The organism is Chryseobacterium daeguense DSM 19388, from assembly GCF_000430825.1.
Classification (GTDB): Bacteria; Bacteroidota; Bacteroidia; order Flavobacteriales; family Weeksellaceae; genus Chryseobacterium; species Chryseobacterium daeguense.
In genome coordinates this window covers 184,141-208,458 of record NZ_AUMT01000003.1, presented here as the reverse complement: position 1 = coordinate 208,458, position 24,318 = coordinate 184,141, and the positions used below count along the sequence as shown (strand labels likewise).

Here is a 24,318-nt window from a genome sequence, read left to right as displayed (position 1 = left end):
TAGCAGGACGAAAGTGATTTCCAGTATATCATTTTAAATATTGCAAAAAGTGCATTTCGTCTATGAAGGAGTATATTTCGTCTAATAAATACGATTTAAGTGTAACATCCTTTATTTTTGTAGTCATAATTATTACAAAAATGAGAGAAAATAATTCTGATGAACTCATCAATCAAAACTGGATTTTTCAGTTTTTAGTTTCATCTAAATACAGAATATTCCGACATATATCATTAATAGTGTCAATAATAGCAATTCTGTACAACAGCACATCTGAAATTGCTGAACCAACACTCGTGCTCCTGCTTTTTTTCCTGTTGTTTTATTTAAATATGTATATACTTGTTCCTCAACTTTTATTTAAAAACCGCTATGCATTATATTTTATAACAATCTCTGGTATTTTGATGCTAATTGTGGTTTCAACGAAACTATTTTTATCCTACACACAAGGAAGTGATTACGATGATGACGGTCTGAATATTCCACTTTTTTCTATTCTTATTCTGGTACTTATTGCGGCATCTACGTCGATAAAGTTGTTTCAAAAATGGGTCGTGGATCAGCAGAGAATTTTTGAATTGGAAAGATCGAAAACTTCGGTTGAATTAGATCAGCTTAAAAACCAAATCAATCCGCATTTTCTTTTCAATATGCTGAACAATGCGAATGTTCTCATTCAAAAAGATCCGGAAAAGGCGTCGCAGGTCTTACTGAGGTTAAGCGATCTTTTAAGATATCAATTGTATGACAGCAGTAGAGAAAAGGTTTTGCTTACGTCGGATATTCATTTTCTGGAAGATTTTTTAAATCTTGAAAAGATAAGGCGGGATAATTTTAATTTTTTAATTTCTAAGGAAGGCAGTTTGAGTGGTGTGCAGATTCCGCCGTTGCTGTTTATTTCCTTTGTTGAGAATGCAGTAAAACATAATAATGATTCGGAAAAATCTTCTTATGTCAATGTTTTTTTTGAAGTTAAAGATGGTCAATTAACATTTCAGTGTGTCAATTCAAAACCTTTACAAAAATCAGTTTCTCAAACGGGCGGATTAGGCCTTAACAATATCAAACGCCGTTTAGAACTATTATTTCAAACCAATTATTCACTAAAAATTATTGACGATGTCGAAACCTTTACTATATTTTTATCCATTAAATTATGAAATGTATTATTGTAAACGACGACAATCTGATGAAAAATTCATTATTGAAATTGATTAATCAGTCTGGTGATCTGAATCTGATTTCGGTGTTTTCTTCCATCGCTGAAGCAGAAGTTTTTCTTTGTCATCAACAAGTGGATGTCATTTTTTTTGATATTCAAATGGACGATGTCAAGAATTTGGAATTTTTAAATAAAATTCCAGACGATATATTTGTAATCTATATTCCTGTATTTTCGCCATTTGTCTATTATAATGAAAAAGTGAGTGGGAAGTCAGTAGAGCCATCACAAATTGCAAAACGCTTTAGAAGAGGAATCGAAAAAGCAAAAGGCTATATAAACATTTTTCGATACGAAAGAAAGACTGGTTTTGAAGATTATTTTGTAATCTAATTCTTAAATTTAAACTTTATAATCTTAGAAAATGAAATGCATTATTGTAGATGATGAACCTTTAGCAAGGGAAGCTGTAAAAATGTTGATTGATAAAACCGATGATCTTGAACTTTTAGGTGATTTTAGTGGAGCAGAATCGGCAGGATTTTTCCTTAGAAATAATCCGAATACAGTTGATGTCGTGTTTTTAGATATTCAAATGCCAGGAATTACGGGTATTGAGTTCGCCAATTTTGTTCCGAAGAATACACTTGTTGTTTTCACGACTGCATTTTCTGAATTTGCAACAGACAGTTATGAAGTAGATGCCGTTGATTACCTTTTAAAACCCATTCGCTTACCAAGATTTCATAAGGCGGTTGAAAAGGTCAGAAGTTACCTAAGTTTATTAAAAGTAAAAAACGATGCCTCAGAAATTGAATCTTCCACAGGAGATTATCTATTTGTGAAAGCCGATCGTAAAATGTTTAAGATTTATTTTAAAGACATTGTTTTTATTCAGGGATTGAAAGATTATGTCATTATCCATACAATGTCGCAGAAAATAATTACTGCGATTATGATTAAAACGATTCAGGATGAGCTTCCTAAAAATATGTTTGTCAGAGTTAGTAAATCTTACATCATCAATTCAGAATTTATAGATTCTCTTGATAATAACACGGTGTATATTGGCGAAAATGAAATTCCGATTGGGAATATTTACAGAGATTTCTTTTTTAAAGAGTTTGTGATGAAGAAATAATTGAGAGATTTGATCAGCAGACTTTCTAGATAGATAGATATATATATATAAATAGTTTTTCATTTTTCATGAGATAAAATTTTAAACTTTTTATTAATGATTAAGATTAAATTTATAAAAAGGCTTTACCTCCATCTATATGAATGATTAATATTGCTTTTATAAAGATGTTTAATTAAAAAACTGATGGAGCTAAAGCAATTACTTATAGATAAATGTAGGTAACAACTTGTAAAGGTTTTACGTTTATACCGTTATCACGAAAAAAACATAGCTTAAGACGAATGAGTAGGTTTGTTAGGACGCTTTTAATGATTGGAGAGAAAGTTTTATTGAATTCAAAAAAGTTTCACTAAAAATAGCAGCTTACTAAAAAGCATACAAATTCCTAAGATATCATTAAGTAAAAGTTTATAAATATTTGGAATTACTCAATACGTTGTTTATATAAAATCAGGAAAATTACAAATAGAATGACTTTTATTAGTTATAATTATTAATTTTATATAACCGTATTTTAACTTTTACCTAATAAACAATGAATTTTCAAAAAGTACTAAAAGGTATTAATGGTCTGGACGATCATCTAGCACAAGATATTGTAGATAATGGAATAATGAGCAGCTGGTGGAGAAAAGCTGGTACGATTTCTCCAAAACAAATAAAGGATAATCTCAATATTAACAATTTAGATTTACACTTAAATCATTATCATAAGCCAGTTCCGGTAACTAATCCACTTCACCATTTACACACAGGTAAGTTTGGGGATATTACCCCATTTATCTCAACCACTGCTGGGGCTATTACACGAGATAGCTACAATAAAAGAAATATTACTTTTCCTCCGTTTATAACTGCCTTAAATTTTGCTACAAAAAACTCTAAGTCTGACGGTTATATATTTTATGCTTACCTGATGACTGTAGGAAAGGTAGCGGTTGAAATGGAACAGTTTTCTGAAGAAATAAGAAACCTTTATGTATATACAGATTTTCAACCTTATTACCATCAGGGCGAAATCACAGCTAAGATTTTAATACCTTCTGTTCAAATAGAAAAAGTTGAAGGATATAAAGGGAGTGATGTTAAAGTAGCACATGCTGCCGGAACAATACCGACACCTAGCTTTGTATATATAAATCCCTCTTATCAGAGACCTGAAAATTTATCTAATATTCAAGAAGTAATATAATGGTCAATTATGTAGAATCTTTCCATCTTAATTCAGAAGATGTCAGAAATGTATCACTTTCTTATGAAGGCTATGCAAAATATCTAATAAAAAAAGAAAATCTTAAGGATTTTTTTTTAATTGGAAATTGTTATTTAATTGCTGGAATATTCTGTTGCCTTCTAAATCCTTCCAAAGCCAAAAAACTGTTTGGTTATGCTGCGAATAATTTTGTATTGGCAGATTCTCCATTAGCATTTCTTTGCAAAATTTGCGCACAAGATACCTTTGAAAAAGGACTGGATGATGAAAATTTTTTGTATGCTTACTTAAGAACGAATAATACTATCAGTGATAACATTTCTGGTGATTTTATAGAAGGATTTATCCCAAAACTAAACATTCCTTTTAAATTACTTAAAGATGCTTTGGATGAATTAAAAGAATTTAAGTTGGAGAATCAAAAATTTCATTTAATCATTTTAATCATTTAATAGCACGTTTGGATGAACTGAAATACCAGCATAACAGAAATGATTATAGATGGCAGAATATAGAAGGAAATATGCTACCCTTTGAGCCTGAGGAATTAGCCGTCATCATTATTCTGATTAATAAGTGGAATCAATTTAGCAGCTCTAAAATGTTTAAAAATATTCTTAACGATTTAGGGATAGAGAATAAAGCATTGTATGAAATAGCAGAAAAAATTATTGATAAAAGCCTGGGTTAATTAAAGTCGACTGTAATACTCTTATTTAAAAATTATTTGCTTTCTTGGCAGTCCAATTTCGTGTTCTTGAGGATAAGGCTGTCTAAAAGTTAAGCTGACATCTTCACGAAGACTATTCTCAATATCCTTCGATTTTACCTCATCCATAGAATATCTCGGATCAGCTATAAGTGGCATTTTAGCCATTTTAATAATCGTTATAGTTGGAAAATGGTAGTCGACCTCAACAGTTCCGAGCAAGAGATAAATTCCTCCTTCTTTAAAAGGAAACTTTTTTAGACTATCCGGAAAATGCGCCGTATCAAAATACTCACCTTCTGCATCAATCCAAGTTCCGAAATACATGTCATCTCTCATTCCCAATCTATTTTTAATAGGGACATGTTTCCTTGAAATTAGGTAAGCCAGCATTTTAACCTCCTTCTTATGGTGTTTTAAGAGATCTTTAACCATGATACCACCTCGGTATTTAGTTTGTAGCAGGTCAAAAATAGAATAGGAGACCGGGAATCCCAATATTTCAATTTCATCGAAGGCATCTTCAAAGGGATTTCTTTCAATAATTGGAAGTTTGTAATCTTTCTGAGGTTCATCGAAGAGAGAAATGATTTTTGTTTTATATTGATTCTTCGACAAAAGAAATCTCGCTTCAATTAATAATTCGTGTTTCTGTTTTCCTGTGAATCTGAAAGCCCCGACAAAAATTAAAATCTGCAAAGTTTCAATACCAATATTAACTCTTTTGATGAAATCCTCCAATGATCTGTAATTACCATTATTTTCTCTTTCATTAGGTATAAAGAGTTTTACTGCTGCTTCTAATCTTTCAATATGCATCAAACCTAAGTAGACATCTGTGTCATATACTGTCGTCTGTAATTCACTAAGGTTGACGCAGGGATTATGAATTTTAGCACCAGCCATCTTTGCTTCGTGAACATAGACCTCAGTCCGGTAAAATCCACCACCATTATTGATAGCGGATACCATAAATTCAATAGGGTAGTAGGCTTTTAGATATAGACTCTGGTAGCTTTCCACAGCATAAGATGCAGAGTGTGCCTTACAAAATGAATACCCGGCAAAAGATTCAATCTGTCGATAGACTTCCTGAGATAATTGTTCAGGATGTCCTTTTCTTTTGCAGGATTCAAAAAAATCATCCTGTAACCGCTGTAATGCAGCTAATGACCTTCCTTTTCCGCTCATCGCTCTTCGAAGGACATCGCCATTTTCTGCAGATACACCGCCATAGTGTAATGCAATCTTTATCACATCTTCTTGGTAAACCATAATGCCATAGGTTTCCCCCAGTTCTTTTTCAAATACCTCGTGAAAGTATTCAAACTGACCGGGATGATTATGTCGAAAAATATACTCCCGCATCATTCCGCTCTGCGCAACACCGGGTCGGATAATGGATGAAGCAGCCACCAATACTTTGTAATTGTCGCATTTCAGCCTTCTTAACAAACCTCTCATCGCAGGTGATTCGATATAAAAACAGCCAATGGTTTTTCCAATGCTTAAGAATTCATTACATTTTTCTTCATTCTTTGAAATGGTAGTATCTTCGATATCGATCTTAATCCCTCTTTTTTCTTCAATTAATTGTACAGCATCTTTTATCGTTCCCAAGCCTCTTTGTGAAAGGATATCAAATTTTTCCAGACCAATTTCTTCGGCGGTATGCATATCGAACTGTACAATCGGAAATTCTTTCGGTGGAAATTCCAAAGCCGAATAATTCATAATTGGCTCTTCAGAAATTAAAATCCCACAGGAGTGCATGCTTCTCTGGTTGGGAAAACCAATCATCATCTGTTCATATTTATAAATATCCTGAACTACTTTATTTTGATCGTGCTGTTCGTTAGGTTTTTTAGAAAGCTGATCCAACTCATCTTTTGGAAGACCAAAAACTTTCCCCAATTCTCTGAACCTTGATCTTTTTTTGAATTCCACATTGGTTCCGCAGAAAGCGACATGATCTCTTCCATATTTTTCAAAGATATATTCCAAAATCGTATCGCGGTTCCTCCAGCTCCAATCGATATCGAAATCAGGAGGTGTTTTGCGGTTAAGGTTTAGAAACCTTTCAAAATACAGATCTAATTCTAACGGGCATATATCAGTTATTCCCAAACAGTATGCAATAATGCTGTTGGCACCGCTACCTCTGCCCACATGCATGAACCCCAAACTGTTGCTGTATTGAATAATATCCCAAGTTATTAAAAAGTACCCGGAGAAATTTAAGTCATTTATAACTGCGAGTTCTTTGTCGACTCTAAGAATAGCCTTCCTGTTTTGATCAGGGTACCTATGATTCAAACCTTGATAAGCCAACTGAGATAATAATTGAAAATCATTTTCCTTACTGTCGGTATAGTATTTCTTATTTTTCGGTGTTTTAAAATCAAAATCAAAGCTGCATTTATCTACGATGAATTTCGTGTTATCAATAATTTCAGGAAAATGTTTGTATTTCTCAAGTAGCAGTTTCTTATTCACAAAAGTTTCATCACTCTTACAATAATGATCTTCCTCTAATTTGGTCAAGAGCGTATTTAGTCTCTAGATTTGGAGACGAGGTATCTTTATCCAGACTCAAATTAAATTCAGACGAAAAACCGTGGGCGGGAGCGTTTCATTTAAAATTGGCAGGAATATATTCACGTAAACCTGAAACCAAAGAGATTGCATTAAAACATTTAAAAACAGCCGATGACTGGTTAAATTGGAGACGCAATAAAAAAGATGAAGATTTAAATGATTATCCTATTAGCAGTCTCGATATAGCCTATGAAGTAGAAACTGTATTAAGAATATCTGGTTTGCATAAAGCAATTAGAGCAATAAATAGATGGAAGCCAAAAGAAATCAGACTTTCAGCAGGTAATTATTTAGTAGAAAACCTGATTAGTTTTTCTACAAAAGAAAATATTGGTGAGTGGTCGCAACATCAAAATTTTAGGACGGATGTTAAAATATTTATTATTTGTAAGTTATTTCAATATAATCACCCGATCAATTTCGACTTAAATCTTATTGCCAATTACTTATTAAATATCCTAACAAAAAAAACTTTAAAATTTAATAAAAGATTTCAACAACTTCTCGTTAAGTTTTGTGGAATTTTAACTCATCATAAAATAAATCCAAAGATAATACAGGATATTCTAGGTTTTATTATCATTAAACCTTTGGAAGGAATTCCTCATTTTTTTAATTATTCTGATAAGGATGAAGAAATAGCTATGGATATAACTTTAGCTAAGGAAACTTTAATTCTATCCCTAAACAATTCAGAAGCTAATATAGAATCTTTTTTCCCTGATAAGTTTAGAAATGTTGATAAAATTAAAGATTATGAAAAAAGAAAATCAATAGAAAGTGATAAAAAAGAGTTTGTAAGTTTCTATAAATATGCAGTTAGAATATACCAATTACGTTCTGATTTATTGACTGAACGAATCACTCAATCTGAATGTTTATCGAAATTTGAGACAATATGCGGTAATATTGGAAACGATTATGAATTAAAGTATCAGTACGGTTATCAGATAAATGATAGATTAACATTTCTATCAGGAAAGCTGGCAGAGATTGCTCTATTTTTTAAAGAGAAAGCTGAACGGATTGATTTTATCATAAAATCTTTAGATAACCAAACAGATAAGTTAAAACTTAGATTTGAAGTTTTAAGTAAGACAATCTTAATTGAAGACTTAATCAAAAACTCATTTAAAATTTTAGCTGAGTCAGATGAAATAATTAAGGATTCTGATTTATCAGCGAAAGAAGCTACGGATAACTATATTAAGTGTTTACTTTTTAGTAGTAAGATTGATAACGCTTTCAGTCAATATTTTTTTGATGAGGCTATAAAAGCTACTTCAGAGATAGATTATGAAGCTTTTGCTCAAATATTATGTATTAATTATTTATCGGAAATAGGAATTACTAAACCTAATCCTCAATTGGCTTATCAATATGCACGTTTTGTTGAATATTGTGATATAAAATTGGGTTCTTACGACAAAAAACACTTTCCATATACGGAAGGACTCTTGGGAATTGCCAACATAGATATGCCTTCAATGTTTGCTACAATTTGCAGATGGCATCATAGAAATGTTGTTAGAATTGGTGAAGAGATTACTTCTTTAATTAAAATAGCTGTTGAGAAAGGATATATTAACCATATTGTGGCAGGTTCGATGACTCTTTTAAAAACAAATTATAATTTTAAAGAATTGGAAAGTCTTTATAAGTTATTGATTAAGAAATTTGACCAAACAGGCAATTCTGAACTAAAAAGCAAATATATAGATTCAGAATATAAACATTTAACACTAAATAAAGACAAACATTTTACCAGAAAAATTTATGATGAAATTAAATCTGGGAGATTTATTGATAGCAATATTGTAAATGAAATAAAAAACTATATAGAATTTTTAGATACACTTGAAGACAAGAAAACTAAAACATATACAAATAATGGCTTCAAAAAGGAAGAATTTGCTCATAATATTGATTTGAACAAATTAGATTATACCTTAACAAAAGAAATAGAGAAAGCTATTGATCAAATTGTTTTAGATAATAATGAGACTTATAATCATCGATGGACTATTGAAAATTTTTTAACAGACATTGTAAATAAATGCTCTCCAAATGAATACACTTTATTTTTATCAGCGCTAGTGGAGGCTGATGCAAGCTTAATAGATTTCCATTCTTTTGAGATAACTTTAAAAAAAGCCTTTACTCAATGGGACTACTATCCGGGAGTGAAAATTTGGAAGAAGGATAACTTTAATAATGTAATATCTACCAAACTTCAGCACTTTGATTATGGAAATACTTTAAATATTTGGTCGCTTAGAGAGTTTGCCAGTTTGTTTAATATTGATGATATTCAATTAGCAGATGCTCTTGTAGGAATTTTACCTCAGAAAGTAGATTTATTAACTGACGAGTCAATTTACAGTTCCTTTGAATTGATTAAAAGTAAGCTGAACCCGGATGAAAACGAACAACTATTATCGTGGGTTTTAGAAAGATGGAACTCTAAAATTAAACCTGAAGTTGCTGATGGTGTTTGGGCTGAAGATTTAACCGCTCCTGAAACCTCTGATGTAAACGTTGCAAATTTGTTAAGATTCATTCTCGGACATCCAAATAAGAAACTACGTTGGAGGGCAATCCATTCTATTAGGAGATTAGCAAGTCTTAATAATGTAGAAATACTTAAAGTATTATTAGACAAACAAAATGAAAAGGACTGTTTTCCTTTTCAGAATAAGGATTATATCTATTATTGGATTTCTGCTAAATTATATTTGTGGATTGCAATAGACAGAATCTCAATTGAAAATCCTGAAATACTAATTCCTTTTAAAGATACTTTCTATAAAGAGCTAATATGTGAAGACTTACCTCACGTTTTGATCAAACATTATATCAAGAAATCTTGTTTAAATCTTTACAAATTCGATCAGTCTATATTTACGGATATTGAATTGCAAAGTATTGAAGGTATTAACAAAAGTAAATTAGGTTATGTAGAAGAAAAACAATACAGTAGGCAACAACGAAGATATTCAAGTACATCTAAACAAAAATGGAAATTCCGCTTTGACTCTATAGATACTTTACCATATTGGTATAGCAGAATTGGAGATATTTTTAATTTATCAGAATATGACGTTGCCGACATTGCAGATCAATTTATTTCTGAAAAATGGGGTTATGTTGGTAAGCCTAATGATGATGATTATCTTCGAAGTCAACTTTATGATAGAGATTGGTATTTAACAAGAAATGATCACGGGAGTAATCCGGAAATAGAAGATTTATCCACTTATTTTGAATACCATGCAATGTATTGTGCAGCAAATTTCTTTTTAGAGCACGAACCATTTTTGAAAACAGATTATTCTGATTATTGGGATAGCTGGGAAGGTTGGTTAAATTCGGAAGCAAACGCTTTTGACAACTTTTGGTTATCAGATATAAGAACTGCTATTCCATTAAAGTTAGATTACTGGAAAAATAATGTAGAAAGTTTTGACTTACTTTGGAGAGATTCAATTCCAGAAGAATATTTTGATGAAAATGTTGGTTTTTCAAAAGAAAATAAGAACGAATTTCTAAATGTGTATGGAGCTATCAAAAAATATACAGGAGAAAATCAAGAAACAATAACTTTTACTTCGTGTTTAGTTTCTAATAGGGGTTCAGAAGCTTTATTGCGGGCCTTGCATACAACTAAGGATAGCTATGATTATTACCTTCCTCTTGAAAAAGATAGTGATAATGAAGACTCTGAGATAGATGAAGTAGATTTTACATTTAAGGGATGGTTAAGGGAAAGTCGAAGTGAATATGATGGCCTTGATACTAATGATTCATTGTTTACTGATAGCTCTAAAGGATATTTTGTGTTTGGGGATATTGTAAATTCTTATTTTAATATAAAATACGATAACATTTATACAAGGGGATACTTTGAAGATAATGAAGTAAGTATATATGAAAATTGGAACGAAATAACGGATGATAATTACAGAAAATATAATACTGATACAGAGACTTCTGGTTGTTTTTTTAAAGTCAAAAGTGAATTTATTTTGAATTTCCTAAAACTTGAACAGAAATCTTTAATAATTCGCTGTATAGTCGATAGACAACTAGAGGAAAGAAACTACAGAGAAAGAAATAGTGATAACAGAAATCAAGTTAAACTTTATTTAATTAAATCAGATGGCACAGTTAAGACACTCAGAGGAAGAGATTATAAAATTGGGTGAAAAATTAGTAAGAGAACTTGACTTGGAATATTCCACAAATACATTAGCAAGATGGATGTCTCATTATCTTGCTGAGTTAATGGGAAATATTGATAACATTAAATCTGAAGAAGAAAAAACGATATTGCAACAGGAATGTTGTGATATTATACTAAAAGTTTGGTCCCAAAAAGAGAATCTACCAATTACAAAACCTTTAGATAATTTAAAACCTATTATAGAAATATTAGAGGTTTTAAAAGAACAAAAAGAAGTAAGCATATTACCACGTTGGCTTGAATATAACTCATTACCTCGTAATAACGAATGGGCTTCACTTGTTGATTTAGTTAAAAATAATTCTGAGCAAATCTTCAGCAAAGTTGTTCAGATGAATTTACACAAGGATATTTTAAGTAAAGATAAAGAATGGCTAAAGGAAAATAAAAGTTTTCTAAGTAGAGATGAGATAAACTTTCTTGAGCTTATTGATGTTATGAATGATAATGACTTTAGTAAAGGAGTAATTGATTTAAATGATTTTGAGATGTCAGATGATAATTCAAAGAGAATAAAATTTATGTTTGATGAATTAGAAAATTTAATAGATGAACAAAAAAAGGAACTCTTGAAGATAAAGAAGAACTACCTTAAAAATAAATGATATTTATATGTATTGTCTGGTATTGTACGGTAATTTCTTTGATGGTTTTTTTACTTCTTTTTATATGTTTTAAGAATATTTTTATATTTGATAATCTGAGATATATGATTGATTGAAACGAAAAATACTAAATTTATTTGCAAAAATTAAAAAAACACATATCTTTGCTTCAGTAAAAACAAACACTCTAAATCTTGTTTGGAATAGTGACCTATTCAGTGACCTTCACAACAAGATAATAGTATAAAGCTTATGGATAGGCTTTTTTTTGAAAAAATAAAAGTCCCGTCCGGATCGCAGAAGTTTTATCAATTTCTTTTAAAAAATTGATCCGGTAGTTCAGCTGGTTAGAATGCCGCCCTGTCACGGCGGAGGTCGCGGGTTCGAGTCCCGTCCGGATCGCAACTACAATATCAAAGTAGTACAAAAAGCTTTAAAACGTATGTTTTAAAGCTTTTTTTGTTTTATGTCTGTTCAAAGAGAACTAAAAAAGCACAATCTGAAAGTGACCTATTCAGTGACCTGTTAAAGCAGGTTTAAAAAGGTCACTGAAAATTCAGACAAACCCTGTTCAGTGGCTAGTTCAGCAACTGAATATCTTGTGATAAGTTTTTGCTAAGGTTAATTTTAAATCTTAAACGCTAGACGAAATGAACAAGACATTCAATTTACTTTTCTATGTAAAAAAAGCTAAAATCAATTCTGTAGGAGAGTCTCCTATTTATTTACGAATTACAATTGATGGCAAAATATCCGAGATCAGCACAAAACGTGCAATAAAGCCTTCAAAATGGAGCTCTGCTATGCAGAAGGTTAGTGGCTCTTCAGAAGAATGTAAATCACTTAATTTTTATTTAAAAACATTTGAGCAGAAAGTTTATGATTCTTATCACGAATTAATCAGAGATAAGGAAACGGTAACTTGTGAGGCTCTTAAAAATAAGTTAGTGGGTAGAGGTAGATTGACTAGAACACTCATTCCGGTTTTTCAGGATCATAATGATCGAATGGAGAAACTAATAGACAAAGAATTTGCCCAAGGAACATTAACCCGTTATAAGACCTGTCTGAAACATACCAAAGATTTTTTGAAATGGAAATACAGTGTTACCGATATTGAAATTAAAAAGATTGATTACGCTTTTCTAAACGATTTTGAATTTTTTTTGAGAACCGAAAGATCCTGTAACAATAATTCGGCTGTAAAATACATCAAGAATTTTGGTAAGATCATTCGTATCTGTCTTGCAAATGGATGGATGGAGCGAGACCCTTTTATGAACTATCATTCGAAGTTTAATGAAGTGACAAGAATGTTCCTTAATGAAAAGGAAATAGAAGTGCTTTTTGCTAAAGATTTTAAAAATGAGAGATTGTCTTTGGTTAGAGATATCTTTCTGTTCAGCTGCTTCACCGGATTGGCGTACATTGATACGCAAAAATTAACCTATCAAAATATCAATTTAGGACTTGATGGCTCTCAATGGATCTATACAAAACGTCAGAAAACTAAAACGACTTCTAATATTCCCTTGCTTTCTCAAACAGAGAAAATTATTGAAAAATACAAAAATCATCCAGTATGTCTTAATAATGGAAAGTTGCTGCCTATTCTTAGCAATCAAAAAATGAATGCATATCTTAAAGAGATTGCCGACTTGTGCGGAATTAACAAAGAATTGACCTATCATATTGCACGCCATACTTTTGCAACAACGATCACTTTATCTAACGGTGTTTCCATTGAAAGTGTTAGTAAAATGCTAGGTCACAAGAGTATTAAGACAACACAGCATTATGCCAAAATACTTGATAAAAAAGTCAGTGAGGATATGATGGAATTGAAACAAAAATTTATTAGCAAAGAGAAAATTGCAATAAGTTGTTAGGCTAGGGTTGGCTGAAGGATTCTTAATTTTAGTAATTAATTGAAATTTACTGAGAATATGGAATTATTTGATGTGACTTTTGTGAAAAAACTTTTTTTAGACATCCACAATTTCGTGTTCTTGTGAATAAGGCTCTTTAAAAGTAATACTCAAATCTTCCCGAAGACACTTTTCTATTTCCAGTGATTTTTCCTTATTCAACGAATATCGGGAATCTGCAATCAGCGGCATCTTTGCCATTTTTGTGATGGTAACGGCCGGAAAGCGATAATCTACCTCAACGGTTCCCAATAGAAGATAGATTTCGCCTTTCTTAATTGGAAACCTTCTGTGAAATTTTAGGGTAACTGAGCTGTGCCAAAACGTTTTACTGTCTTACATATAGAAACAATAATGAGTAAGTTACGAATGAAGATAGCAAGATAGCAAGTGAAAAATCATATCTTTTGCATCTTGTACCCCTAACCGAAGAAATATCGAAACGTCTATTGGGAGTTTTAGGGCAAACTCTGGAATTTCAAATAACTTATTATGTCCGGCTACCAAAGCTGTATTCGTCCACACTAATTATAGAAGCAAGTGTTAGAGGCAATAAAACAGGAATTGCAAAAGTTCGTTTTTATTGGATAATTTCCGCTAGATTTAGTTATCTAGATACTTATCAATTTATCTTTAATTAAAAGCACGTAGAATTGTCATTTTTTGTACCTGAACTTCTTTCCTTTCTTATTAATAAAATGCCTCATAGAGACATTCATTTTTGATTTACACAAAATTAAGTTGAAAATAGTAATTGTCTTACATCACTTAAACATGTTCCAATGATTCTTTCGAGTTGTTTGGCATTTTGGTGTAAACAAAGTCGTAATAGATTTTTAATATAAGCAATAAATAAAATAAAATTTTATACTTTTGTGAAGTGAAAATTGTGAGACTTTTATTAACATTTTATTTCATAGCACTGCTTATCATTCCTTGCAGTGATGTTGAAACGCAGCGTGTTGTAGGTCATCATAGCGAGATTTCCATAGGTACCGAAAATTCTCAGTCGAGTACTGATGATGGTACTTGTTCTCCTTTTTGCATATGCAACTGTAGCCATGTAAGTGTTATTGCCTTTAAGGTAGAACCTTTGCTGGAAATTCCTTTGCAGGTTCAATTCTATTTTTCCAAAAAGATTCTTTTTCACAAGAACAATATTGCCTATCAGGTTTATGACAATATCTGGCAACCTCCCAAAATTTAATTTTTTTTAATTTTTTGAAAGACTCTGTAGTTAATGCATTGTCTTCAATATTATGTTTGCTGTATTTTTAATGATATTCGGACAGGTTCTGCTCATTAATCAATAGCAATTTCTATAAAAAATTTAAATTAAATTCTGTGTTAGATAACATTATAAAATTCAGTATTAAGAACAAGCTTGTCATTGGTGTAATGACCTTGTTGCTCATTATTTGGGGAAGTTGGAGCGTTACCAAATTGTCCATTGATGCCGTACCTGATATTACCAATAATCAGGTGCAAATAATTACGGTTTGCCCCACATTGGCGGGTCAGGAAGTAGAACAATTAGTAACGTTTCCTATTGAACAAAGCATTGCGAATATTCCCGATTTGGAAGAAACCCGAAGCATTTCACGGTTTGGGCTTTCGGTAATTACTGTAGTATTTAAAGATAATGTAGATATTTATTTTGCTCGTCAGCTTATTAATGAAAAACTGAAAGATGCCGAAGAAAAAATACCAAAAGGAATTGGCACACCGGAACTCGCCCCAGTAAGTACAGGTTTGGGCGAAGTTTACCAATACATCATCCATCCAAAAAAGGGAAGTGAGAAAAAATATGATGCCAAAGAACTGCGTACAATGCAGGATTGGATTGTTGCCCGTCAGCTTTTCGGTACACCCGGAATTGCTGAAGTAAATAGTTTTGGTGGCGAACTGAAACAATATGAAGTAGCCGTAAATCCAAATCGCTTAAAAGCAATGGGTGTAAGCGTTACCGATATTTTTACTGCATTAGAAAAAAACAACCAAAATACAGGTGGTGCTTATATTGATAAGAAACCAAATGCTTATTTCATTAGGGGGATTGGTTTGGTTACTTCATTAGATGATGTAAAAAATATCAGTGTAAAAAATAATGTAGGCAGTATCCCAATTTTTATTAAGGATGTGGCAGATGTACGTTTTGGAAATGCGGTAAGATATGGAGCAATGACCTACAATGGCGAAGTGGATGCCGTAGGTGGTGTAGTAATGATGCTCAAGGGGTCAAACAGCAGCGATGTTGTAAACCGTATCAAAGAAAAATTACCCGTTATTCAAAAATCTTTGCCCGGAGATATCATTATAGAACCCTATTTAGACCGTACAGATTTGGTTGACAGGGCAATGAGTACAGTAGAAAAAAACTTGATAGAAGGTGCATTGATTGTCATATTTGTATTGGTACTTTTCTTAGGAAATTTTAGAGCAGGATTGATTGTAGCATCCGCTATTCCTTTAGCGATGTTGTTTGCATTGGCTTTAATGAATGTGTTTGGCGTAAGTGCCAATTTAATGAGTTTGGGAGCAATAGATTTTGGATTGATTGTAGATGGTGCGGTAATTATTGTAGAAGCTACATTGCATCATTTAGGTTTGAGAAAATCTAAACAAAAGCTTACACAGCAGGAAATGGATAGTGAAGTATTTGCTTCCGCTTCCAAAATTCGTAGCAGTGCGGCATTTGGCGAAATCATTATCCTAATCGTATATATTCCTATTCTTACATTGGTGGGTGTAGAAGGTAAAATGTTCCGTCCAATGGCACAAACTGTTGGTTTTGCCATATTTGGAGCATTAATATTATCATTAACCTATATCCCGATGATGTGTGCTTTGTTCCTATCAAAAAAACCAATGCACAAAGAAACTATTTCGGACAGGATGATGAATTGGCTACAAAGAAAATACCAGCCATTATTGGAAAAAGCCATCAAGATAAAATATTGGTTAGTGGGAATTACTGTTGCCATATTTGCCTTTAGTCTTTTCGTGTTCAGCAGAATGGGTGGCGAATTTATACCACAATTACAGGAAGGAGATTTTACATTTGAATTTAAAATGCCTCTCCAAGCCTCGCTATCTCAGAGTATCGAAACTTCAATGCAAGCATCAAGAATTATCAAACAATTTGACGAAGTAAAAGTGGTAGTTGGTAAAACGGGTGCGGGAGAGGTGCCTACCGACCCAATGCCTCCGGGAGCGACAGATTTAATGGTTATTTTAAAACCGCAAAATGAATGGAAATCACATAGAACCTATAATGAATTGGGAGAGGCAATTGAAGATAAATTAAAAGTTATTCCAGGCGTTTTTGTTGAAAAGACCCAACCTATACAGATGCGATTTAATGAATTGATGACAGGAATAAAACAAGATGTTGCTGTAAAAATATTTGGCGAAAATTTGGACAGTCTTTCGTTATATGCAAAAAAAGTAGAAAAGGCAATAATAAATGTACACGGGGTTTCAAGACCTCAAATAGAACAAGTTGATGGATTGCCGCAAATTAATGTAGAATACGACCGTACAAGATTAGCCAATTACGGAATAAATGTAGAAGATGTAAACAATGTATTAAGTACTGCTTTTGCAGGAAAAAGTGCAGGTGTAGTATTTGAAAACGAAAGAAGATTTGATTTGGTAGTACGTTTAGACAGTACACATCGTAGCAGTATAGAAGATGTAAATAATCTGATGATACCAACTTCAACAGGTAATCAAATTCCGCTTTCGGAAGTAGCAAATATTGATTACAAATTAGGACCGGCACAGATAAGCCGTGAAGCGGGCAAACGTAGAATTGTCATCGGTTTTAATGTTGAAGGTCGGGATGTACAAAGTGTAGTAGAAGAAATTCAGCAAAAACTAAATACAGATGTAAAATTGCCATCGGGCTACTATTTCACTTACGGAGGTCAATTTGAAAACTTGCAGGAAGCCAGTAATCGATTAATGATAGCCGTTCCGGTTTCCTTATTATTGATTTTTGTACTGCTCTATTTTACATTCCGTTCTTTTAAGCAAGCAGGCTTAATATTTACAGCTATTCCAATGAGTGCCATAGGTGGCATATTGGCTTTATTGCTTCGTGGTATGCCTTTCAGCATCAGTGCGGGTATTGGCTTTATAGCCTTGTTTGGTGTAGCAGTCCTCAACGGAATTGTATTGATAGGCACTTTCAATCAATTAGAAAAAGAAGGAATAAAGGATATTATTGAACGAGTAATAGAAGGAACTAAAATCCGACTGCGACCAGTATTGATGACAGCAACTGTTGCCAGTTTAGGGTTTCTGCCAATGGCATTAAGTAGCAGTGCAGGTGCAGAAGTTCAAAAGCCTTTAGCAACGGTAGTAATTGGTGGTCTTATAACTGCAACTGTCCTGACGTTATTTATTTTACCAATGCTATACATTATTTTTAATACAAAATTCGTAAAGAATCATTTAAAAATGAAACCTTTGACAACGATTGTCGTTTTAGGATTTTTACTAGCTGGACAAACATTGAGTGCTCAAACCACGAAAACCCTTTCGGTAGAGCAGGCAACAGAAATGGCATTGAGCAATAATTATTCAATTAAATCGAAAGATTTGGATATTAAAGCTTCAGAAGCTTTGAAACCAACAGCCAATGAACTTCCGAAAATGAATTTCAATGCCCAGCTTGGACAATACAACAGTCCGAAATTTGACCAGTCATTTTCGATTTCTCAGAGTATTCCGTTTCCTACTTTGTTCAAAGCAAGAAAGGAACTTATTGCGCAGGAAATAAAAGGAAAACAAATTAACAGAGAAATTACCGCCAACGAACTGGCAAAACAGGTCAGAACGTACTTTTATCAAATTGAATATTTGCATTACAATCAGACTAAACTGATTAAACTCGACAGTTTGTATCAGGATTTTATCAGGATTGCAACGGTAAGATTTAATGCAGGCGACATCAAGAAAATAGAGATTAGTACGGCAGAAACTCAGAAAGGAGAAATCAATCTTTTATTAAATCAGAATAAAATCTATCTTGATAATGCTTACAAAAATTTGAAAACGCTTTTAAATACAGATGATCAAATCGAGATTCCGCTTAGTAAAAATTATCAGCCACTGAAAGTTGAATATGTATTGGACAGTACTACAGTTGCCAATCATCCAACCGTCAAAGCATTTTATCAGGAAATGGAAATTGCCGAGAAAAATAAAAATGTGGAGAGGTCACAAGGTTTGCCGGAATTCAGTTTGGGCTACACGAATCAATCGATCATTGGTTTTCATACCGTGAATGGGCAGGAAAAATATTTTGATGCAGGAAACCGTTTTAATGTTGCCAACATTGGTATATCAATACCGTTGACGTTTGGAGCAACCAAAGCAAGAATTCAGTCCTTGGATTATCAGAAGCAAATGGCAGAATCCAATGCGAAACTTCAGCAAAAACAATTGACAGTTCAACTTGAGAATGCCTTAGAGCAATATAAGCAGGATGTGCAGCAATATGAATATTATGTAGGTAAGGCTATTCCAAATGCAGAAAAAATTGTAAAAGCAGGTCAGCTCGGTTACAAAACCGGAGAAATCTCCTACGTCGAATATCTTTTCGCTCTGCAGACTGCAACCAATATTCAGCTAAAGTATCTGGAATCCATTCAACAGGTCAATCAGTCTGTAGTCATCATTAACTCTTTAATCAATAAATAATATGAAAAAAAATATCATCTATACTGCTTTCGTTTTTGTTATTCTTATGAGCTGTGGAAAGAAGGAGGCCAACACAGAATCGGAAAGCGAAATCAAAACTGAGCAGGCAGAAGAACACGGTGATGAGGTTCCACAGACCATAGCAAGCCTGTCTGAAGAACAGATTAAAGCGGTTGGCATCAATCTAGGAAAGATTGAGATGAAGGAATTGACTTCTACCATCAAAGCCAATGGAGCACTTAGAGTTCCGAACAATAATAAAGCGACCGTCACATCAATGTATGGTGGGATTATTAAAACTTTGAATGTACAGATCGGGGATTTTGTAAGAAGAGGACAGGTAATTGCCTCCATTTCAAATCCGGAATACATTCAGTTGCAAGAGCAATACCTGACCGTGAAAAGCAGGATTGCATTTGCAGAACAGGAATACAGGAGACAAAAGGAATTATTTGATAATGATGCCGGCGCAAAGAAGAACCTTCAGAGTTCAGATGCTGAGCTGAAAACCCTGAGAACACAAAGATCATCTTTGCAGAGACAGCTTCAAATTATGGGCATCAATCCCGCAAATGTCAATAATGGAAATTTGCGATCCGGTTTAGTGATCACGTCACCAATCAGTGGAACGATAAGTACTATTTCTGCACAAATTGGAAGTTACGTTGACATCTCATCGCCCGTTGCGGAAATTATAGATAATGGTTCCCTGCATCTTGATTTGCAGGTTTTTGAAAAGGATCTGCCAAAAATGAAAGTGGGACAAATCGTTCATTTTAAATTAACAAATAATCCTGAAACCGAGTACGATGCCAAAATCTACAGCATTGGTTCATCCTTTGAAAACGACAGCAAAACAATCTCAGTACACTGTTCTGTAACGGGAAACAAATCAGGATTGATCGACGGAATGAATATCACAGGAATCGTAAGTCTCGATAAAAGTACCACGCCTGCGGTTCCCAATGAAGCTATTGTAGAAGCGGACAGCAAATATTTCATTTTTATCAAAACAGATAAAAAGGCTGAAGAGCATCAAGAAGAGGGAGAAGATGAACATTTAAATGAAAAGAAAATATCTAACAAAGAAGAAAAAATGACTAATTTCGAAAAGATAGAAGTTGTGAAAGGTTCTTCTGATATGGGTTACACGGCGATTACAGCTGTCAATGAAATTCCGGCAAATGCTGAAATAGTAGTAAAAGGCGCATTTTTTGTCAATGCTAAACTGAGTAATTCAGGTGAACACGAAGATTAAATTTTTAAAATAACTGTAATGGAACACAAACATATTTACGACGAGGAAGGAAACCAGCTTTGTTGTACAGCGCAGGAAGGCAAAATTTACAAAGACGCAGGTGCCAAAAAATTGCTTAATAACGATAGCTGCTGCTCTACAGAGAATAATAAATCTGAAACGCACAGTGACGATGATGGACACGACCATAACGATGGTGAGAAAAATACATTTCAAATGTTTTTACCAGCAATTGTTTCTCTGGTTATACTTTTGATAGGGATCGTACTGGATAACTTTTTTCCGCAGGAGTGGTTTAAAGGCTGGGTACGGATCGTATGGTATGCGGTGGCTTATTTGCCTGTGGGTCTACCCGTTCTAAAAGAAGCGTATGAAAGCATTGCCAAAGGTGACGTTTTTTCGGAATTTTTTCTAATGGGCATTGCTACTATAGGCGCATTTGCAATCGGAGAATATCCGGAAGGGGTTGCTGTTATGTTATTCTACAGTGTAGGAGAGGTTTTCCAGACACTTGCTGTTTCGAGAGCAAAGAATAATATCAAAGCATTGTTGGATCAGCGTCCTGATGAAGTGACCATTCTGGAAGGTAACCAACCAAAGACCATCCCTGCTAAACAGGCGAAAATTGGGGATATTGTACAGCTAAAATCAGGAGAGAAGCTGGCTCTGGACGGAGAGTTGGTAAGTGAATCCGCATCGTTCAATACTGCTGCATTAACTGGTGAGAGTAAGCCTGATACCAAAAACAAAGGTGAGAGCGTGCTTGCCGGAATGATCAATCTACAGACTATTGCTCAGGTAAAAGTTACAACTGCTTATGAAGACAGTAAGCTGAGCAAAATTTTAGAATTGGTACAAAATGCGACAGCTCAGAAGGCACCTACCGAACTTTTTATCCGAAAATTCGCAAGGATTTATACACCCATTGTCGTCGGACTCGCAGTACTGATATGCCTACTACCATATCTGTTCGTGGAAAATTATGTTTTCCGTGACTGGCTTTACAGAGCATTAGTGTTCTTAGTGATCTCTTGTCCGTGCGCTTTGGTTATTAGCATTCCTCTAGGTTATTTCGGCGGAATTGGCGCAGCTTCAAAGAACGGCATACTGTTTAAAGGAAGTAATTTTCTAGACATTATTGCCAATATTAAAAATGTGGTGATGGACAAGACCGGGACAATGACCGAGGGCGTCTTTAAAGTTCAGGAAGTTACTTTAAAATCAGAATTTAATAAAGATGAAATTCTGAAAATGGTAAATGCTTTAGAGAGCAAAAGTACCCATCCGGTCGCTACGGCAATCCATCAATATGTCGGCGAAATCGACCATTCTATACAATTAGAAAATACAGAAGAAATTGCTGGGCACGGATTGAAAGCCAGTATCAAAGGAAAAGATCTGCTTGTGGGAAATTTTAAATTGATGGATAAGTTCAATATCAAATATGATCTTGACCCTACGCAGATCGTTTATACAATAATTGCAATCGCTTATGACGGAAAATTTGCAGGCTATCTTACTATTGCAGACAGTATAAAAGCAGATGCACAGCTGAGCGTTGATAAACTTAAAGCTTTAGGTGTAAAAACCACGATGTTAAGCGGAGACAAGAGCACTGTAGTTCAATTTGTTGCCGATCAACTGGGAATCAATAATGCCTTCGGTGACCTGCTACCGGAAGATAAGGTCAACAAAGTAAAAGAGATCAAATCGCACAACGAAACAGTTGCCTTTGTAGGAGACGGCGTCAATGATGCCCCTGTTGTTGCCTTGAGCGACGTAGGTATTGCAATGGGTGGATTGGGAAGTGATGCAACCATTGAGACCGCAGATGTAGTTATCCAGGATGATAAGCCCAGCAAAATACCGATGGCAATCAATATCGGAAAGCAAACCCGGAAGATCGTTTGGCAAAACATTTTTTTAGCTTTTGCTGTAAAAGCAATTGTATTGGTTTTGGGGGCTGGTGGATTAGCAACAATGTGGGAAGCCGTTTTTGCAGACGTAGGCGTTGCCTTGCTGGCGATATTGAATGCAGTGAGAATTCAGAAGATGAAATTTTAAAAAGCCTAAGAAAAAATACTTAATATTGGTCATGCACGAACTTGCGTTTGAGCATGACCAATATTTATACAACTTATTACATTCGAATGGCAACTTATTACAAATAAAGTAATTTAGTTCTTTAGAATTCCGCATAAAGCGTATTAAATTCTTTTATCATTTTTGAAACTGCCATTTTATTTGAAATAATATATTCGTCAATTGAAGGATAGTGTTTATTCAGATGGTGGACCTTATCTTTTTTTAGAACAACAAATTTGTTCGATGTTTCGAGGGTCTCAATGAATACCGTTTTCCTTATGCTGTAAATAAGTCCCATTTTTTTTGCAACAATTTCATTTTCCGGAAAAAGCTGAAGATCGAACATCTCATCAGAATTAAACAAACTTACCTTGGGTTTTATCCCATTAGAAGTTATCTGACCACAATAGAACTCTGTTTTTTTAGTATCCAGAAAATCAATGATAATTAGAAATGTAGGAAGATAGTCTAGGTTACCTTTGGTCAGGGCAAAGTAGAATGCTGTAACAATTGAATCAGGATTGTAGATATCTACAATGATTTTATATTTTTCTTTTGAACTGATTAACTGTGATAAGATAAAACTTATGAATAATTGCCATTGCGGTGTATGACTCAAACAAAATTGACATTCAGTAAAAATTTCCTGTATTCTTTCTTTTTGATCTGATGCTGAAAATGCCACAAATTTATTGCAACTGGTACCGTCATGACCCTTTAGTTCCTTCATGAGTAATTCATCATTGTACCTAGGATCAGATTTAAATATCCCATATTTCTTTAGTGTTCGGATCTTCCAATTTTGGATACCAGTAACACTCTCGAATTTTTCGGCTGAGCTTGATTCCAGTGAATCAATGTGCTTAGTCATATCGAGGGATAATAAAAACGTTTGTTCCAGATCATGAAGATATTCTTCTTCAGTCTCAAATTCGTTCTCGTCTAGTTCTAGAAATTTTTCTCCTTTTAGATTAGTAATAAATTTTAGGAGCTCAATGTCAGTAAATCTTTGAAAGGCAACACTTAGCGCATAAGGATAGAAGCCACGTTCATTTGGAGAATCAAGATCAACCGTTACATAGTCCGAAAAGTTGGCACCATCTAATTTTTTACTGACTACTTGGTGAGCCTTCGTTCGTTTTTCTTGCTCGCAAAAGAGATATATGATCTGTGAAGACATAAATTTTCTGGAGAAAGTTCTGGAAGATATTGGAGATATTTCTTCTTTGTCTACTGGAATTTTTGATTTTTCATCAATAAAAATCTGCAGACCCATTAATGCAAAAGTTGATCTAAAGCAGATATGTGAGAAGGCACGTATCATTTGATCCCAATGGGTTGAAATGATGATGATCCTGATTTCGCTATTTCTGGCATTATAATTATTTTGGATCAGTTCGGCATATTTGAATACTTCCGTAAAAGCCTGTCTGGCTGCCGGATCGGATCTTTTGATCTCAATGATAACAAAATTATCATAAATGTCTTTGCATAAAATATCGATAAACCCATTGGTGCCGATAGAATCCGGAAGATAATGCTCTTTATCTATGACTTGGAGTCCCTTTTCAATGAATTCAGGATGATCTACCAGCCAGTCTCTGATGAGATGTTCAACTTGTTTAGCCATCTTTTTCTTTGGTTTGATCTGTCTAATTTTA

15 protein-coding genes, 1 tRNA gene and 1 pseudogene are annotated in these 24,318 nt (G+C 33.7%); 14 read left to right on the top strand and 3 right to left on the bottom strand.

The annotated features are described in order from the left end of the window. Positions 1-62 precede the first annotated feature (62 nt). The 6 genes from H560_RS0105390 to H560_RS0105365 all read left to right on the top strand — a co-directional run bounded on the left by H560_RS0105390 (position 63) and on the right by H560_RS0105365 (position 4,213). A complete protein-coding gene (locus H560_RS0105390) occupies positions 63-1,163 on the top strand; it encodes a sensor histidine kinase (protein ID WP_228372426.1) in 1,101 nt (366 codons plus the stop codon). Further along, on the top strand, positions 1,160-1,558 hold the full coding sequence (locus H560_RS0105385; protein WP_027379099.1) for a response regulator: 399 nt from the start codon (positions 1,160-1,162) through the stop codon (positions 1,556-1,558). The genes H560_RS0105390 and H560_RS0105385 overlap by 4 nt, the downstream gene beginning before the upstream one ends. A gap of 31 nt (positions 1,559-1,589) precedes the next feature. After that, a complete protein-coding gene (locus H560_RS0105380) occupies positions 1,590-2,306 on the top strand; it encodes a LytR/AlgR family response regulator transcription factor (protein WP_027379098.1) in 717 nt (238 codons plus the stop codon). Positions 2,307-2,844: 538 nt separating this feature from the next. Beyond that, positions 2,845-3,501, top strand: a complete 657-nt coding sequence (locus H560_RS0105375) for a hypothetical protein (protein ID WP_027379097.1) — start codon at positions 2,845-2,847, stop codon at positions 3,499-3,501. Then, positions 3,501-3,974: a hypothetical protein gene (locus H560_RS0105370; RefSeq protein WP_027379096.1), complete on the top strand. Its 474-nt coding sequence runs from the start codon at positions 3,501-3,503 to the stop codon at positions 3,972-3,974. The genes H560_RS0105375 and H560_RS0105370 overlap by 1 nt, the downstream gene beginning before the upstream one ends. Positions 3,975-3,982: 8 nt before the next feature. Next, the gene (locus H560_RS0105365) at positions 3,983-4,213 is read left to right on the top strand and encodes a hypothetical protein (RefSeq protein WP_027379095.1); all 231 of its coding nucleotides are present in this window, start codon (positions 3,983-3,985) and stop codon (positions 4,211-4,213) included. Between the two features lie 21 nt (positions 4,214-4,234). Here the strand turns inward: H560_RS0105365 and dnaE are convergent. Continuing rightward, positions 4,235-6,784, bottom strand: a pseudogene (gene dnaE, locus H560_RS21135) (DNA polymerase III subunit alpha); the annotation flags it as partial. Between the two features lie 89 nt (positions 6,785-6,873). Between dnaE and H560_RS0105355 the strand changes: the two are divergent. From H560_RS0105355 to H560_RS0105340, 4 genes are all read left to right on the top strand, one after another. After that, positions 6,874-11,034 (top strand): hypothetical protein, encoded by a 4,161-nt coding sequence (locus H560_RS0105355; RefSeq protein WP_027379094.1) that lies wholly within the window; start codon positions 6,874-6,876, stop codon positions 11,032-11,034. Beyond that, complete coding sequence (locus H560_RS0105350; RefSeq protein WP_027379093.1) at positions 10,988-11,677, top strand: hypothetical protein; 690 nt, start codon at positions 10,988-10,990, stop codon at positions 11,675-11,677. The genes H560_RS0105355 and H560_RS0105350 overlap by 47 nt, the downstream gene beginning before the upstream one ends. A gap of 328 nt (positions 11,678-12,005) precedes the next feature. After that, a tRNA-Asp gene (locus H560_RS0105345) sits at positions 12,006-12,079 on the top strand. 248 nt (positions 12,080-12,327) lie between these two features. Continuing rightward, the gene (locus tag H560_RS0105340) at positions 12,328-13,566 is read left to right on the top strand and encodes a site-specific integrase (RefSeq protein WP_027379092.1); all 1,239 of its coding nucleotides are present in this window, start codon (positions 12,328-12,330) and stop codon (positions 13,564-13,566) included. A 96-nt stretch (positions 13,567-13,662) separates the two neighbouring features. Here the strand turns inward: H560_RS0105340 and H560_RS0105335 are convergent, their stop codons facing one another. Continuing rightward, positions 13,663-13,857, bottom strand: coding sequence for a hypothetical protein (locus H560_RS0105335; RefSeq protein WP_027379091.1), 195 nt, complete (start codon positions 13,855-13,857; stop codon positions 13,663-13,665). 628 nt (positions 13,858-14,485) lie between these two features. On the opposite strand from H560_RS0105335, the gene H560_RS23675 reads away from it, so the two are divergent. The 4 genes from H560_RS23675 to H560_RS0105315 all read left to right on the top strand — a co-directional run bounded on the left by H560_RS23675 (position 14,486) and on the right by H560_RS0105315 (position 22,636). Beyond that, positions 14,486-14,812 carry a DUF6660 family protein gene (locus H560_RS23675; protein ID WP_051289177.1) on the top strand — a complete coding sequence of 109 codons (327 nt, stop codon included), beginning with the start codon at positions 14,486-14,488 and terminating at the stop codon, positions 14,810-14,812. Positions 14,813-14,949: 137 nt separating this feature from the next. Continuing rightward, positions 14,950-19,314, top strand: coding sequence for a CusA/CzcA family heavy metal efflux RND transporter (locus tag H560_RS0105325; RefSeq protein ID WP_027379090.1), 4,365 nt, complete (start codon positions 14,950-14,952; stop codon positions 19,312-19,314). 1 nt (position 19,315) lies between these two features. Then, the gene (locus tag H560_RS0105320) at positions 19,316-20,572 is read left to right on the top strand and encodes an efflux RND transporter periplasmic adaptor subunit (RefSeq protein ID WP_027379089.1); all 1,257 of its coding nucleotides are present in this window, start codon (positions 19,316-19,318) and stop codon (positions 20,570-20,572) included. A gap of 18 nt (positions 20,573-20,590) precedes the next feature. Continuing rightward, positions 20,591-22,636: a heavy metal translocating P-type ATPase gene (locus tag H560_RS0105315; RefSeq protein ID WP_027379088.1), complete on the top strand. Its 2,046-nt coding sequence runs from the start codon at positions 20,591-20,593 to the stop codon at positions 22,634-22,636. Between the two features lie 121 nt (positions 22,637-22,757). Here the strand turns inward: H560_RS0105315 and H560_RS22265 are convergent, their stop codons facing one another. Beyond that, positions 22,758-24,287, bottom strand: a complete 1,530-nt coding sequence (locus H560_RS22265) for an endonuclease NucS domain-containing protein (RefSeq protein WP_051289175.1) — start codon at positions 24,285-24,287, stop codon at positions 22,758-22,760. Between the last annotated feature and the right edge of the window lie 31 nt (positions 24,288-24,318).